Raw genomic sequence first — 14,858 nt, forward strand, 5'->3', positions numbered from 1 at the left:
TGTTCACTCGCCGGGCTTGAAGGACACCGGCAGCCGGGGCGGCTCGCTGCCGGACGGTGGGGTCTGGAGCGTCTTGAGTGCGAACTCCATGACCTGCTTGTAGATCGGGCCGCAGATCTGGCCGCCGAAGTAGCTGCCCTTGGTGGGGTTCTGGATCGCGCAGTACACGGTGACCTGCGGGTTGTCGGCCGGGGCGAAGCCGGCGAAGGAGGCGGTGTAGCCCTTGTAGACACCGAGGACCGGGTCGACCCGGTTGGCGGTGCCGGTCTTGCCCGCGACCCGGTAGCCGGGGATCGCGGCCTTGGTGCCGGTGCCCTCCTGGTCCTCGACGACCGACTCCAGCATCGTCGACAGGGTTCTGGCGGTCTTCTCGCTGACCACCCGGGTCTCCTCGGGGGCCTCGGCGGGGGTGAAGCGGCCGTCGGAGCCCTTGGTTCCGCGTACGAGGGTGGGGGCGATCCGGACTCCGCCGTTGGCGACCGTGGAGTAGACCGAGGCGGCCTGGACGGCGTTGATGGAGAGCCCCTGGCCGAAGGGGATCGTGTACTGCTGCGAGGTCGACCAGTCCTTGGGGTGGGCGAGGAGGCCGGGCGACTCGCCGGGGTAGCCGAGGCCCGTCTTGGAGCCGAGGCCGAACTTGCGCAGGTAGTCGTAGAGGACCTGGTTGGACTCGGCCTGGGTCCTGCCGAGCTGACCGGTCGCCAGGATGGTCCCGATGTTGCTGGACTTGGCGAGGACCCCGTTGAGCGTGAGGTACCAGGTGGGGTGGTCGACGTCGTCCTTGAAGAGCCGGTCGCCGCGGTGCAGCCGGTTGGGCACGGTGACATGGGTGCCGGGCGTGGCGGCCTTCTCCTCCAGCACGGCGGCCATGGACATGACCTTGCTGGTGGAGCCGGGCTCGTACACGTCCTGGAGGGCGGCGTTGCCCAGGGAGGCGGAGGTGGCCTGGGAGAGGTCGTTGGGGTCGTAGCCGGGGGCGTTGGCCATGGCCAGCAGCTCGCCGGTCCGCGTGTTCTGCACGATGACGTAGCCGCGGTCGGCCTTGGACTTCTCGACCTGGTCGCTGATGGCCTTCTGGGCGGCCCACTGGATGTCGCGGTCGATGGTCAGCTCGATGTCGGAGCCGGGCACGGCCGGGATCTCGCGGGTGCCCGCGGTGGGGACGTGGCGGCCGCCGGCCTGGGCGTAGCGGATCTTGCCGTCCTCGCCCGCGAGCTCCTTGTTCAGCTGCGATTCCAGGCCCCCGCCGCCCTTGCCGTCGGCGCTGACGAATCCCAGTATCCCGGCGGCGAGATCCCCGTTGGGGTAGACCCTCTTGGTGGTCGGCTCCTGGAAGACCCCGGCCAGGACATTGGCTCCCGGGCCGCCGTCCGCCTTGTCCTCGGCGGCCTTCTCGGCGAATGCGGCCTTGAGGTCCTTGATCTGCTTCCAGACCTGGGGCGTCTGCCGGTGGGCCAGGACCGTGTAGCGGCTCTTCTTCGCGGAGAGCTTCTCGGCCAGCTCGTCAGCGTCCTTGTCGAGGATCGGGGCGAGCAGGGCGGCCGCCTGCTGGGGGGCGTCGGGGGCCCCGCTGTCCTTGGGCGTGAACATCTTGGGGTCGGCCGTGATGTTGTGCGCGTCGACGCTGGTGGCGAGCGCGATGCCGTTGCGGTCGGTGATCTCCCCGCGCTCGGCGGCGACCGTGTACTCCCAGTACCGGTTCTTCTCGGCCTTGGCCGCGTACGCACTGGCGTCGACGGCCTGGACCTGGAGCAGCCGGGCCACGAAGGCCAGCATGACCAGCGTCAGCCCGAGGCTGACCAGCCGCAGCCGGGGGCGCGGGCTGCCCAGACGCAGGGAGCGCGGCGCCCGGCCGCGTGCGGTGGTGCGCCCCGGGGCGGGGCGTGGGCGGCGCGCCGGGGGGCGTGCGCCGGAGCGAGGGGAGCGGCTCGATCCGTTGCGGGGACGGGCCGGGCCGGGCACACGGCGGCGCGGCGGTTCCTTGGACGGCACTGCGTCACCTGCCGGGGCTCGTCGGGGGCGGGCTGTTCCCCGCCTCGGGGGCGGTCGCGGCGTCCGGCCCGGTCGCGGGTGCGGACGTCGTGGGTACGGCCTCGGAGGGCGACGCGGAACCGGCGGCCGGGGCGTCGGGGTCCGGTGAGGAGTCGGCGTCGGCCGAGGCGCTGGCGCTGGGGCTGGGGCTGGGCGACGGCGGGGCGGTGGCCTCGGTGGGTACGCCGCGGACCGTGCCGTCCGGGTTGAGGAAGGCGGGGTTGCCGCCGGGGACCATGCCCAGCTCCCGGGCGCGGCGCTCCAGGGCGTCGGGCTGGGAGCGGCTGTCGACGTCGCGCTGGAGGGCCTGCTGCTCGTCGGTGAGCCCGGTGGTCTCCCGCTTGAGCTTGCTGAGCCTGAACGACCCTTCGTTGAGCGCGGAGTTCAGCAGGAGCAGGGCGATGAGCCCACCGCCCAGGAGCAGGACGACCAGCAGGACGAAGGGGGTGCGGGCCGCGGTGCTGGGCCCGGTGGACGGCATCAGCCGGGCGAGCCGTCCGGCCCGCCCCTTCAGCGGTGCGGCCGGTTTGCTCACCGCACGGCTCCCGTGGCGCTCATCGCTCCTCCTCGCGGATGCGCTGGGCGCCGCGCAGCCGGGCGGGGGCTGCGCGCCGGTTCTCGGCGACCTCCTCCTCGGTGGGGAGCTCCGCGCCCCGGGTGAGGAGCTTCAGGCGGGGCTGGTAGCGCTCGGGGACGACGGGGAGTCCGGGCGGCGCGGTGTTGGCGGCGCCCGCCGCGAGGACCTGCTTGACGAGCCGGTCCTCCAGCGAGTGGTAGGACAGGACGGCGAGCCGGCCCCCGACGGCGAGGCTGTCCACGGCCGCCGGGATGGCCCGCTCCAGGACGCTGAGCTCCCCGTTGACCTCGATGCGCAGGGCCTGGAAGGTGCGCTTGGCGGGGTTGCCACCGGTGCGCTTGGCGGCCTGCGGCAGCGCGTCGCGGATCAGCTCGACGAGCCGGGCGCTGTTGCTGAACGGCTCCTTGTCGCGCTCGCGCACGATGGCCGAGACGATCCGCTTGGCCTGCTTCTCCTCGCCGTACGCCCGCAGGATCCGGACCAGTTCGCCGGGCGGGTAGGTGTTGAGCACCTCGGCGGCGCCCATGCCGGTGGACTGGTCCATGCGCATGTCGAGCGGGGCGTCCTGGGCGTACGCGAATCCGCGGTCGGCCTCGTCGAGCTGCATGGAGGAGACGCCGAGATCGAAGAGCACGCCCTGGACCTTGGGGGTGCCGAGGCGGGCGAGGACGTCGGGAAGTTCGTCGTAGACCGCGTGGACGAGGGTGGCCCGGTCTCCGTAGGGGGCGAGCCGTTCGCCGGAGAGGCGCAGGGCTTCCTTGTCCCGGTCCAGGGCGATCAGGCGTGCGGTGGGGAAGGAGGCGAGCAGGGCCTCGCTGTGACCGCCGAGGCCGAGGGTGCAGTCGACGACCACGGGCTCCGGGTGGGCCGGGTCCTGGAGAGCCGGGGCCAACAGGTCCAGACACCTCTGGAGCATCACCGGGACGTGTCGGGTCTGGCTCAATGCGCCCTCTCAGGCTCTGTCCCGCGCGGCCGGCACGTACGTCCTGGTCCCCGCCCGCTCCGAAGGGGAGGTCCGCCGGCGCCGGGGAAGGGGCGTCGGCCGACCGGGAGCGGGAGAGGGCCGGGCCGCACGTACGCCGCACATCACGGGGAAAAAACGGGAATATGCAGGGGGTGCGATGGGGCGGTGGGTTATGGAAGGGGGATGGTGACTTCGCGTTACTTTAGTCCACCCTGCCATTCGATCGATTCGCGATCAACGAACCAGGCAGCGAGTCGTCCCACCCGTCCGGACGCGGCGATCTCACTCGAACGGGCGCACTCCAGGGCCTGTGGGTTACCTCACAACAAGCCGCGTTGATGTTCTTTGTCCGCTTCTCACAGCACTCCCGGACCAGGTGGGAAGGCTAACGTCGTAGCCATGTCGACTTCCGCTCACTCCTCCACCGAGCCCGTGACGTCCACCGCCGCGGCGGTCCGCGAGAGCGGCGAGGTCACCGACCAGCTGGTCGCGCTGAACGCCCGGTACGCGAAGGACTTCCGCGATCCGGGCATGGACGCCCGGCCCGTTCTCCAGGTCGCCATCGTCGCCTGCATGGACGCCCGCCTCGACCTCCACGCCGCGCTGGGTCTCGAACTCGGCGACTGCCACACCATCCGCAACGCGGGCGGCGTGGTCACCGACGACGTGATCCGCTCGCTGACCATCAGCCAGCGGGCGCTCGGCACCCGCAGCATCATCCTCATCCACCACACCAACTGCGGCCTGGAATCCCTCACCGAGGACTTCCGGCAGGAGCTGGAGCGTGAGGTGGGGCAGCGGCCCGTGTGGGCGGTGGAGGCCTACACCGACGCCGACCAGGACGTACGCCAGTCCATGCAGCGGGTCCGCACCTCGCCGTTCCTGCTGCACAGCGACGACGTCCGGGGCTTCGTCTTCGACGTGACCACCGGTCTGCTGCGCGAGATCCACTCCGAGTCCTGAACGGTTCGGGCCACTCCCTCCCCGGCCTCCCGTCTCCACCTCACCCATCCACCACAGTGCCGAAATCGCAACAGACACTGACATTTCGCACGCACTTATCCACAGGCGAGTGACACGAAGCGGTAGCGGCAACAAGAATGCGGGTGTGACGCCCTCCGGGCCTTCCGGAAGGGTGTCCGAATTTCGGGGTGGGCCGCGCGGGATGTGTCGGCCCATGCGCAAAGGGCCGAGGAGGGCCGGGTGACGACCTATGACGATCGAGCGAGCCTCACTGATCTGACCACCACAGCGGAGCGGGTGCGCAGGTCGGTGGAGGGTGTGATCGAGGGCAAGCCCGAGGTCGTACGGCTTTCGCTGACCGTGCTGCTCGCCGAGGGGCATCTCCTCATCGAGGATGTGCCCGGGGTGGGCAAGACCATGCTGGCCAAGGCGCTGGCCCGGTCCATCGACTGTTCCGTGCGGCGGATCCAGTTCACGCCGGACCTGCTGCCCTCGGACATCACCGGCGTGTCGATCTTCGACCAGCAGCGGCGGGACTTCGAGTTCAAGCCGGGCGCGATCTTCGCCCAGATCGTGATCGGCGACGAGATCAACCGCGCCTCGCCGAAGACGCAGTCGGCGCTGCTGGAGTCGATGGAGGAGCGCCAGGTCACCATCGACGGGCACACCTACGAGCTGCCCGACCCGTTCATGGTGGTGGCCACGCAGAACCCGGTCGAGATGGAGGGCACCTACCCGCTGCCCGAGGCCCAGCGCGACCGCTTCATGGCGCGCGTGTCCATCGGCTATCCCAGCCCGGACGCCGAGCTCCAGATGCTCGATGTGCACGGCGGGCTCTCACCGCTGGACGACCTCCAGCCGGTGGCCCACGCCCACGACATCGTGAAGCTCATCGACGCCGTCCGCACAGTGCACGTGGCCGACGCGGTCCGGCGGTATGCCGTGGAGCTCGTCGGGGCCACCCGCAGCCACCCGGACCTCAGACTCGGGGCCTCGCCGCGCGCCACCCTGCATCTGCTGCGCGCCGCGAAGGCGTCCGCCGCGCTCAGCGGGCGCGACTACGCCCTGCCGGACGACGTCCAGGCACTGGCCACCCCGGTGCTCGCACACCGGCTGCTGCCCACCGCCCAGGCCCAGCTGAACCGCCGCACGGCGGAGCAGGTGGTCCTGGAAATCGTCCAGCGCACTCCGGTCCCGACCTCGGCAGGCGGCACCGCGCCGCCCGTGCCGGGTCTGCACGAGCCGGGCCGCCCGCTGTACAACCAGCAGCAGCCCGGGGCACGGCGGCTGTGATGACGGCCGGCGAGCCCGGCGCCGTCGAGGACGGCGGCAGGAAGGGCGGTCTGCGGGCCGCGCTGGGCGGGCTGACCACCCGGGGGCGTTCGTTCCTGGCCGCCGGGGTGGCCGCCGCCGTCTGTGCGTACGTCCTCGGCCAGGGCGACCTGCTGCGCGTCGGGCTGCTGCTGGCCGTGCTGCCCCTGGTCTGCGTGACCGTGCTCTACCGCACCCGCTACCGGGTCACGGGTACCCGGCGGCTCTCGCCGTCCCGGGTGCCCGCGGGCTCGGAGGCCCGGGTCCATCTGCGGATGGACAACGTGTCGCGGCTGCCCACCGGCCTGCTGATGCTTCAGGACCGCGTGCCGTACGTGCTGGGACCGCGTCCCCGCTTCGTGCTGGACCGGGTGGAGGCGGGCGGGCGGCGCGAGGTGTCCTACCGGGTCCGTTCCGATCTGCGCGGCCGCTATCCGCTCGGCCCGTTGCAGCTGCGGCTCAGCGACCCGTTCGGGATGTGCGAGCTGACCCGTTCCTTCAGTGCGTACGACACCCTCGTCGTCATCCCGCGCACGGTGCCGCTGCCCGCGCTGCGGCTGGCGGGCGAGGCCTCCGGGTACGGGGACGGGCGGCAGCGCTCGCTCGCGCTCGCCGGCGAGGACGACATCATTCCGCGCGGCTACCGCCACGGCGACGATCTGCGCCGGGTCCACTGGCGCTCCACCGCACGCCACGGCGAGCTGATGGTGCGCCGGGAGGAACAGCCGCAGCGCGCCCGGTGCACGGTCCTGCTGGACACCCGGCGCATCGGCTATCACGGGGCCGGGCCGGACTCCGCCTTCGAGTGGGCGGTGTCGGGCGCGGCCTCCGCCCTGGTGCACATGCTGGAGCGCGGCTTCGCCGTACGCCTGCTCACCGACGACGGGAACGCGGTGCCCGGCGAGGGGGCCGGTGGCTTCGCCGGTTCCACCCAGGAGTCCGCGGACTCGGCCGGGCTGATGCTCGACACGCTCGCGGTCGTCGGCCATTCCGAGGGCGGGGGCCTCTCGCGCGCCCATGACGTGCTGCGCGGCGGCAACGAGGGGCTGCTCATCGCCTTCTTCGGCGATCTCGACGAGGAGCAGGCCGAGGTCGCGGCCCGGATGCGGCAGCGGGCCGGCGCCGCGGTCGCGTTCGTCCTGGAGAGCGCCGCCTGGGCGGGCGAGGTGCCCTCCGCGGCCGCCACCGAGAAGCGGCTGCGGCAGCTGCGCGAGTCGGGCTGGATCGCGGTGCTGGTGGAGCCGGGTGCCGAGCTGCCCGCGCTGTGGCAGCAGGTGGGCCGGATGCGCACGGACACACAGTCCGCCGGGAGCGGCGGTCAGACAGGTTTCGCGGGGGGATGGTCATGAGCGGGCGGACCCGGCTGGCGCTGTGCGCCTACGCGGCGACGCTGCTGGCGACGGGGGCAATGCTCCCGCTGGTGGACGGCGTGGGCTGGCTGTTCCAGGCGGCGTTGGTCCTCGGTGTCCAGAGCGGGGTGGGTGCTCTCGCGCGCCGGGTTCCGCTGGCGCGGTCGCTGACCATCGTCTGCCAGGCCCTGGTCACCCTGCTGCTGCTGACCGTCCTGTTCGCCCGGGATCACGCCCTGTTCGGGGTGGTGCCGGGCCCGGAGGCCGTGATGCGGCTCGGCGAGCTGCTGGTGGCAGGCGGTGAGGACGTCGGCACGTACGCCATTCCGGCCCCGCTGACGGACGGCATCCGGCTGATGGTGATCGGCGGGGTGGTGCTCATCGGGCTCGTGGTGGACGCCCTGGCGGTGTCCTTCCGCAGCGCGGCCCCGGCCGGACTGCCGCTGCTCGCCCTCTACTCGGTGGCGGCCGGGCTCTCCGGCGGCGGGGCGGGCTGGCTGTGGTTCCTGCTCGCCGCCTCCGGCTATCTGCTGCTCCTGCTGGCGGAGGGCCGGGACCGGCTCTCCCAGTGGGGCCGGGTCTTCAGCGGCGCCTCGCGCTCCTCGGGCGGTCTGGCGGACGGGCTGGCCGGGGCGGGCGGCGGGTCCTCCCCGGTCCGCACGGGGCGGCGGATCGGCGTGCTGGCGCTCGGCATCGCCCTGGTCGTGCCGCTGGCCCTGCCCACCCTGGACAGCGGCCTGCTGGGCGGCGACGGCCCCGGGACCGGCAAGGGCAGCGGGGGCGGCACCATCTCCGCCGTGAACCCCCTGGTGTCACTGCAGAACAACCTCAACCAGCCGGAGAACCGGGAGGTGATGACGTATCGCAGCAACACCCAGGACCCGCAGGGCCTGTATCTCCGGATCCTGGCCCTGGACGAGTTCAACGGCAGCGAGTGGCGCTCCTCCACGCGCCGGCTGACGGACGTTCCCAACCGCCTCCCGCAGCCGACCGGGCTCGGCCGGGACGTCTCCGTCACCGAGGTCCGGACGAACATCTCCGCCTCGCGTTCGTACCAGCAGACCTATCTGCCGCTCCCCTACCCGGCGAGCGAGGTCCGCATCGACGGCCGCTGGCGGTACGAGCCGGAGGGCCGCACCCTCGTCGGCGACGACGGGCAGACCACACGCGGTGCGCAGTACGAGGTCGGCAGTCTGGTCGTCGAGCCGACGGCGGAGCAGCTGGCGGCGGCCGGACCGCCGTCGCAGAGCCTGTCCCAGGAGTACACCCGGGTCCCCGAATCGCTGCCGAGCGTGGTCGCGGAGACCGCCGAGAAGGTCACGGAGGGCTCGGCCAACGCCTACGAGCAGGCCGTGAAGCTCCAGGACTGGTTCGCTTCCGAGGGGGGCTTCACCTACGACACGTCCGTCGCCTCGGGGACCGGGTCCTCGGCCATCTCACGGTTCCTCCGCGACAAGGAGGGCTTCTGCGTCCACTTCTCGTTCTCGATGGCCGCGATGGCCCGGACGCTGGGCATCCCGTCCCGGGTCGCGGTGGGCTTCACCCCGGGCACCGTCAAGGCGAACGGGGCGACCTCGGTGGGACTGCGCGACGCGCACGCCTGGCCCGAGCTGTATTTCGAGGGGGTGGGGTGGACCCGCTTCGAGCCCACCCCGAGCCGGGGCAGCGCTCCGGAGTACACCCGGCCCCAGGTCCCCACGGACGACGCGAGCGACCCGGCGCAGCCCTCGGCGGACACCTCGGCCGCCCCGCCGGCCGCCCCGTCCGCCGACGACAGCTGCCCGCCGCAGCTGCGTCAGGAAGGCGGGTGCGGCCCTTCGCAGGAGCCGGGGGCGGCGCTGCCGGCCGACCGGGGCACTCCGGTGGGCACGGTGCTGCTGCTGATCCTCGGCGCGGTCCTGGTCCTGGTACTGCCCTTGGCACCGCTGCTCTGGCGCACCCGGACGAGGAACCGGCGGCTGGGCTCGGGGGGCCGGACACCCTCGGACGCCGCCGCACGGACGCTGGCGGCCTGGCAGGAGGTCATCGACACGGCCTGGGACCACGGCATCGCGCCGGACGAATCGCTGACGCCCCGGAAGGCGGCGGCCAGGATCGTGCGGGTGGGCCGGCTCGACACCACCGCGGCCGAGGCCGTGCACCGGATCGCGAGCGCGGTGGAACAGGTGCTGTACGCCCCCGGGCCTCGCCCGGCGTCCGGCCTGACCGAGGACGCGGTGTCGGTACGGGCGGGCCTCCAGGCCTCGGCCGACCGCGGGGCACGGCTCCGGGCAACGCTGCTGCCCCGCTCGTCCGTCCGGGTGGTGTGGGCGGTCGCGGACCGTCGGACGGCACTCGCGGAGCGCTGGGTGAACCGTCCGGGACACGGCCGCTGGACGGCCCGGCTGCGCCGCCTCGCCCGCCAGCACGGCTGACCGCGAGGCGCGGGCCACCACGCGCGGCATGGGCGAGGGCCCCGGCCAGGACCGGCTTCGGTCCCTTGGCCGGGGCCTCGCGGTTGCCGCTCCGGGCGGACCCGGCGGGGTCCGAGCGCACTGATGGCTGAGGGGCGCCCGCAGAAATGCGGGCGCCCCTCAGCCATCAGTGTCATACGTCGTGCACCCGCCGGGGATGACGGGGCAGCCCTTAGCCCTGTTCGTCGCGGCGGCGCTGCCACCGCTGCTCGATGCGGTTCATCATGGACCTGCGTTGTCTGGGTCGGCGGCGTGCACTGCTCTCCCCGCTGCCTGCGGCGGCCTGCTGCTGTTCACCGGGCTTGGGCGCCTTGCGCCATCCGGTGACCGCGAGCACGGCGCAGCCGAGCATGACGAGGAACCCCACCACGCTGATCCAGATCTGCTGGGCGACCATTCCGGCCATGAGGAGCGCGATACCCACCAGGAAGCCAGCGACCGCCTGATAGACCCTTTTCCGGGTGTACGTACGCAGTCCGCTTCCCTCGAGCGCTGTCGCGAACTTGGGATCTTCGGCGTACAGCGCTCGCTCCATCTGCTCGAGCATGCGCTGCTCGTGCTCCGAGAGCGGCACGGGATCCTCCTCGTCGTCGGCCGCGGGGGCGACCGGTATGCGGCCCTTCCAGGATAGGCAGGGATTCGCCCCCGTGAAACCCGCCCTCTAGCGTTCAGCCAGTCCGGACCGCTATGTCGGCTCGGCTGCTGAGGCGTAGATTCCCCGACGACCGATCCGTCATGCCGGATGGTGTCACCCGATCATACGGGGCGTACGCCCCGTACGGGGGTCCTGAGACCGACTCCGTCCGGAGCTGCGTTGCTGATCAGCGGCGCTTCTCGCCCAGAACGTGCAGTTGTGTGGCGACGGAGTGGAAAGCGGGCTGCTCGGCGGCGGCCGCTTCGAGCTTCAGGAGGGCCTCGACGGCACCGGGCTCGGTGTCCACCAGGACGCCGGGCACGAGGTCGGCGAAGACCCGCACACCGTGCACCGCGCCGACCTCCAGACCGGTCCCGGAAACCAGGTCGGCGAGCTGCTCGGCGGTGAAGCGGCGGGGCACCGGGTCGCCCTCGCCCCAGCGGCCCGCCGGGTCGGTCAGCGCGTGGCGGGCCTCGGTGAAGTGACCGGCGAGCGCGCGGGCCAGGACGGCTCCGCCCACTCCGGCGGCCAGCAGGCTGAGCGCGCCGGAGGGGCGCAGCGCCTCGACCGCGTTGCGTACGCCCTCGGCGGGCTCGTCGACGTACTCCAGGACGCCGTGGCAGAGCACCGCGTCGAAGCCGCCGCGCTCCACGACGTCGAACAGGCCGAGGATGTCGCCCTGGACCCCGCGGACCCGGTCGGCAACGCCGGCTTCGGCCGCGCGGCGCTCCAGGGCGAAGAGCGCGTTGGGGCTGGGGTCGACGACGGTGACCCGGTGGCCGAGCCGGGCGGCGGGCACCGCGAAGTTGCCGGTGCCGCCGCCGGTGTCCAGGACGTCCAGGGCGTCCCTGCCGGTCGCCTTGACCTGACGGTCCAGGGCGTCCTTGAGGACCTCCCAGACCACGGCGGTACGAAGGGAGGCGCGGGGGCGCGGCTGGTCCGACACGGCAGATGACTCCTCGGCACGGTGCCGCCGGGGGCGGCGGAGCGTGAACAGTGCGGGTGGTGATGTGAGCGGTCACCACCCTATTGCCTCGCCCCGCCGTCCAGGTCACCCGCCGCCGGGGCGCTCCGGGCGGGGTTGGGGAAGCACCGGCTGGAGCACCAGCAGCCGTTCCACCAGGCGCAGGAACATGGCCGCGTCGCGGAGCAGATCATCCGCGTCCCGTCCGCTGGCCGCCCCCGGCATACCCGCCTCCGCACGGGCCCGTCGCAGGGCTCCCGCGGCGAACAGGGCGCTCCACTCGGTCAGCTCGGGGGCTATCTCCGGGAGGACTTCCCAGGCGCTCCGGATGCGCTCGCGGCGGCGCTTGTTCGTCTCGGGGCGGCCGCGGGCGGCCAGCACGGCCGCCGCGGTGCGCAGGGCGGCGAGGTGGGCGGTGGCATAGCGCTCGTTGGGCTCGTGGAGCACGGCGGCCTCGTCCAGGCCGGACCGGGCCTTGGCGAGCAGATCGAGTGCGGCGGGCGGTGCCGAGGCACGGCGCGGAACGGGGTGGACATCGCTGGGCGCACCGGTCAGTGAGGGGGCAGGGCTGCCTGCGCGGCGCCGCGGGGCGGCGGCTGCGGACGAGCTGGCCATGACGAACCTCCTGTCGTCGTGTGACGGCTTCGTGGCCGTCTGTGTCCATGGTGGCGGCCCCCACTGACAATCGACTCGGTCACCCCTCTGACCTGCCACTTTGCTTCGAGTGCGAGTTCGGACTATTTTTTGCACTGACCGGTCAGTTCAAATAGGGGAGGGTCTGTGGAGAGCCCGCACGGCGCAGCGGTACGCGCCGAGGACTTTGGACTCAAGGGGCCGCGCGGCTGGGCCTTTCGGAACGTGGGGTTCAGTGCCGAGCCAGGTGCACTGGTGGCGATCGAGGGGCCTTCGGGGACGGGACGCACCTGCCTGCTGCTCGCCCTGACCGGCCGGATGCGCACCACCGAGGGGCACGCGGAGGTCGATGGGCTGCAGCTGCCCAAGCACGCCGCCGCCGTCCGCCGGATCGCCGCCCTCGGTCCGGTCCCGGCGGTCAGTGAGCTGGACCCCGCCTTCACCGTCGCCGAGCACCTGGGCGAACGCTCCCTGCTCCAGGGCCGCTACGGAACCTCCCTGCGCACCCTGCTGCGCCCGCGCGCCGAGCGCCGGGCCGCCGCCGAGGCCCGGGTCGACGAGGCTCTCGAAGCCGCGGGGCTCGACCCCGCCGCCCTGCCGAAGTCGGGCCGCACCTCCGTACGGGACCTGGAGCGTCTTGAGGCGCTGCGGCTCTCCGTCGCCCTGGCGCTCATCGGCAAGCCGCGGCTGCTCGCCGTCGACGACACCGACCTCAAGCTCTCGGACGCCGAACGCGCCGAGGCCTGGGCGCTGCTGCGCTCCGTGGCCGAGGCCGGGACGACCGTGCTCGCCGTGTGCAGCGAGGCCCCCGAAGGCACCCACGTCGTGCGTACCGCGTCCGCACCCGCCACCGCACCCACCACCGGAGAGGAGACGGCCGATGCGTTCGCCGAAGCTGGCCGCGCTTGAGCTGAAGCGGTTCGGCAGGGGGAAGCTGCCCGCCGCCGCACTGGTCGCCCTGCTGCTCCTGCCGCTGCTCTACGGCGCCCTGTACCTGTGCTCCTTCTGGGACCCGTACGGGAAGCTCGACAAGCTGCCCGTAGCGCTGGTCAACAACGACAAGGGGGCCACCAGCGACGGCAAGCGGGTCGCCGCCGGTGACGAGATCAGCAAGAAGCTGCTCGACTCCAAGGTGTTCGCCTGGCACGAGGTGAGCTCCGCCGAGGCCCTCAAGGGCGTCGAGGACGGCACGTACTACCTCTCGCTGACCATGCCGTCCGAGTTCAGTAAGAAGATCGCGTCCAGCGGCGGGGACTCCCCCGAGGCCGGCGCGCTCCAGGTGCGGACGAACGACGCCAACAACTACATCGTCGGGCAGATCTCCAAGACGGTCTTCGGCGAGGTGCGCAACGCCGCCTCCACGAACGCCTCCCGGGGCTTCCTGGACCGCATCTTCATCAACTTCTCCGATCTGCACGACAAGACCGCCGAGGCGGCCAAGGGCGCCGACGACCTCAAGGGCGGCATCTCCAAGGCGAAGCAGGGGTCCAAGGACCTCGCGGACGGACTCAAGGACTCCAAGGCGGGCAGCAAGAAGCTCTCCGACGGGATCGTCAAGCTGAACCAGGGCTCCCGCGACCTCGTGACGGGCTCCCGTCAGGTCGCCGGAGGCACCCAGGTCCTGGCCGACAAGGTCAACGGGATCGCCGGGGACGTACGCCCGTTCTTCAAGGACAACGGGAAGTCCATCGGGGACACCGCCCGGCTGGTCGCCGACACCTCGGGGGCCGTACGGCACAACCTCGACCTGCTCGTGAAGAACGCGCCCACCGCGGCCACCCGCGCCGGCAAGGCCGCCGACGACCTCGCCGAGATCCACCGCACCCAGTGCGAGGAGGCCGCGGAGCCCGACGCGACGGCCTGCCCGCCGCTGGAGCGGGCCAAGGTCGCGGCCGACGATGCCGCGAAGATCGCCGCCGATGTGAACACCCTGGTCAGCAACCAGAACGGCGATCTGAAGAAGCTGAGCAGCCAGCTGGTCACCTTCCAGAAGCAGGCCGAGGCGCTCGCGAAGCGCGCCCCGACGCTGGACGACGACCTGGCGGCGGCCGTCAGCAAGGTCAACGAGCTCAACACCGGCGCCCACAAGGTCGCCAAGGGCGCACAGGCGCTGCACATCGGACTCGGCAACGCGCAGACCGGCTCCAGCAACCTGGACACCGGTGTCGGCAAGCTGAAGACCGGTGCGGAGAACCTGGACGGCGGGCTGTTCCGGCTCGGCGACGGCTCGGCCGAGCTGGCCCAGGGCCTCCACGACGGCGTGGACAAGATCCCGAACTACGACAAGAAGGACCGCGACGCGCGGACCGACGTCATGGCCGACCCGGTGCAGCTGGCCTCCAAGTCGCTGCACGCGGCACCCAACTACGGCACCGGCTTCGCCCCCTACTTCATCCCGCTGTCCCTGTGGGTCGGCGCGATGGTGGCGTACATGCTGATCCAGCCGCTCAACCGGCGGGCGCTCGCCGCCGGAGCCTCCTCGTGGCGGATCGCGCTGGCCGGCTGGCTGCCGGTAGCTTCCCTCGGCGCCCTCCAGGTCGGTGCCCTGATGGCCGTCCTGCACTGGGGTCTCGGCCTCCAGATGGAGCACGCCGCCGGAACCCTCGGCTTCCTGGCCCTGGTGACCTGCTGCTTCGCCGCGATCGTGCAGTGGCTGAACGCCTGCTTCGGGGCGGCCGGGCGGATTCTGGTGCTGGTGGTGCTGATGCTCCAGCTGACCTCGGCCGGGGGGACCTACCCCGTCCAGACCAGCCCCGGCTTCTTCGGTGCGATCCACCCGTTCCTCCCCATGACGTACGTCGTCGAGGGGCTGCGCAGGCTGATCACGGGCGGCCCGCTCACCCCGGTCTGGGTGGGCTGCGCGGTGCTGGCGGCCTTCACCGTCGGCGCGCTCGCCCTCACCGCGTTCACGGCGCGCCGCAAGCAGGTGTGGAGCCTGAGCAGGCTGCACCCGGAGCTGAGCCTGTGAGCACGGCGGGA

Annotated in this window: 12 protein-coding genes; 6 read left to right on the plus strand and 6 right to left on the minus strand. The window is 72.4% G+C overall.

Annotation, left to right across the window (positions count from 1 at the left end; genetic code table 11):
• Positions 1-3: 3 nt before the first annotated feature.
• From ACZ5WC_RS01220 to rsmH, 3 genes are read right to left on the minus strand one after another with little or no spacing between them, the layout of a single operon-like run.
• Entirely contained in the window at positions 4-1,992 is a 1,989-nt protein-coding gene (locus ACZ5WC_RS01220; RefSeq protein ID WP_468538787.1) for a peptidoglycan D,D-transpeptidase FtsI family protein, read from the minus strand.
• A gap of 4 nt (positions 1,993-1,996) precedes the next feature.
• The gene (ftsL, locus tag ACZ5WC_RS01225; RefSeq protein WP_468538789.1) at positions 1,997-2,566 is read right to left on the minus strand and encodes a cell division protein FtsL; all 570 of its coding nucleotides are present in this window, start codon (positions 2,564-2,566) and stop codon (positions 1,997-1,999) included.
• A 19-nt stretch (positions 2,567-2,585) separates the two neighbouring features.
• A complete protein-coding gene (gene rsmH, locus ACZ5WC_RS01230; protein WP_468538790.1) occupies positions 2,586-3,551 on the minus strand; it encodes a 16S rRNA (cytosine(1402)-N(4))-methyltransferase RsmH in 966 nt (321 codons plus the stop codon).
• 420 nt (positions 3,552-3,971) lie between these two features.
• Between rsmH and ACZ5WC_RS01235 the strand changes: the two genes are divergently transcribed.
• From ACZ5WC_RS01235 to ACZ5WC_RS01250, 4 genes are all read left to right on the plus strand, one after another.
• Positions 3,972-4,535, plus strand: a complete 564-nt coding sequence (locus ACZ5WC_RS01235; RefSeq protein ID WP_468538791.1) for a beta-class carbonic anhydrase — start codon at positions 3,972-3,974, stop codon at positions 4,533-4,535.
• Positions 4,536-4,775: 240 nt separating this feature from the next.
• On the plus strand, positions 4,776-5,828 hold the full coding sequence (locus tag ACZ5WC_RS01240) for an AAA family ATPase (RefSeq protein WP_468538792.1): 1,053 nt from the start codon (positions 4,776-4,778) through the stop codon (positions 5,826-5,828).
• A complete protein-coding gene (locus ACZ5WC_RS01245; protein WP_468538794.1) occupies positions 5,828-7,195 on the plus strand; it encodes a DUF58 domain-containing protein in 1,368 nt (455 codons plus the stop codon). The genes ACZ5WC_RS01240 and ACZ5WC_RS01245 overlap by 1 nt, the downstream gene beginning before the upstream one ends.
• Positions 7,192-9,609: a transglutaminase TgpA family protein gene (locus ACZ5WC_RS01250; protein ID WP_468538796.1), complete on the plus strand. Its 2,418-nt coding sequence runs from the start codon at positions 7,192-7,194 to the stop codon at positions 9,607-9,609. The genes ACZ5WC_RS01245 and ACZ5WC_RS01250 overlap by 4 nt, the downstream gene beginning before the upstream one ends.
• Positions 9,610-9,820: 211 nt before the next feature.
• Here the strand turns inward: ACZ5WC_RS01250 and ACZ5WC_RS01255 are convergent, their stop codons facing one another.
• The 3 genes from ACZ5WC_RS01255 to ACZ5WC_RS01265 all read right to left on the minus strand — a co-directional run bounded on the left by ACZ5WC_RS01255 (position 9,821) and on the right by ACZ5WC_RS01265 (position 11,861).
• Complete coding sequence (locus ACZ5WC_RS01255) at positions 9,821-10,222, minus strand: DUF3040 domain-containing protein (RefSeq protein ID WP_468538798.1); 402 nt, start codon at positions 10,220-10,222, stop codon at positions 9,821-9,823.
• A gap of 247 nt (positions 10,223-10,469) precedes the next feature.
• A complete protein-coding gene (locus ACZ5WC_RS01260) occupies positions 10,470-11,228 on the minus strand; it encodes a class I SAM-dependent methyltransferase (RefSeq protein ID WP_468538799.1) in 759 nt (252 codons plus the stop codon).
• Positions 11,229-11,333: 105 nt separating this feature from the next.
• Positions 11,334-11,861, minus strand: a complete 528-nt coding sequence (locus ACZ5WC_RS01265) for an SAV_6107 family HEPN domain-containing protein (RefSeq protein WP_468538801.1) — start codon at positions 11,859-11,861, stop codon at positions 11,334-11,336.
• Positions 11,862-12,026: 165 nt separating this feature from the next.
• Between ACZ5WC_RS01265 and ACZ5WC_RS01270 the strand changes: the two genes are divergently transcribed.
• Both ACZ5WC_RS01270 and ACZ5WC_RS01275 read left to right on the plus strand, forming a co-directional pair.
• Positions 12,027-12,788, plus strand: a complete 762-nt coding sequence (locus ACZ5WC_RS01270; protein WP_468538803.1) for an ATP-binding cassette domain-containing protein — start codon at positions 12,027-12,029, stop codon at positions 12,786-12,788.
• Complete coding sequence (locus ACZ5WC_RS01275) at positions 12,760-14,847, plus strand: YhgE/Pip family protein (RefSeq protein WP_468538805.1); 2,088 nt, start codon at positions 12,760-12,762, stop codon at positions 14,845-14,847. Before ACZ5WC_RS01270 ends, ACZ5WC_RS01275 begins: the two co-directional genes overlap by 29 nt.
• The last annotated feature ends 11 nt before the right edge of the window (positions 14,848-14,858 follow it).

The sequence above is a fragment of the Streptomyces sp. NPDC033165 genome, assembly GCF_055577965.1.

What these genes read in the sequence shown, in the direction of transcription:
- ACZ5WC_RS01235 (WP_468538791.1), top strand. Translation starts at nt 3,972, where the DNA reads ATGTCGACTTCCGCTCACTCCTCCACCGAGCCCGTGACGTCCACCGCC.
- ACZ5WC_RS01245 (WP_468538794.1), top strand. Translation starts at nt 5,828, where the DNA reads ATGACGGCCGGCGAGCCCGGCGCCGTCGAGGACGGCGGCAGGAAGGGC.
- ACZ5WC_RS01250 (WP_468538796.1), top strand. Translation starts at nt 7,192, where the DNA reads ATGAGCGGGCGGACCCGGCTGGCGCTGTGCGCCTACGCGGCGACGCTG.
- ACZ5WC_RS01265 (WP_468538801.1), bottom strand. Translation starts at nt 11,861, where the DNA reads ATGGCCAGCTCGTCCGCAGCCGCCGCCCCGCGGCGCCGCGCAGGCAGC.
- ACZ5WC_RS01275 (WP_468538805.1), top strand. Translation starts at nt 12,760, where the DNA reads ATGCGTTCGCCGAAGCTGGCCGCGCTTGAGCTGAAGCGGTTCGGCAGG.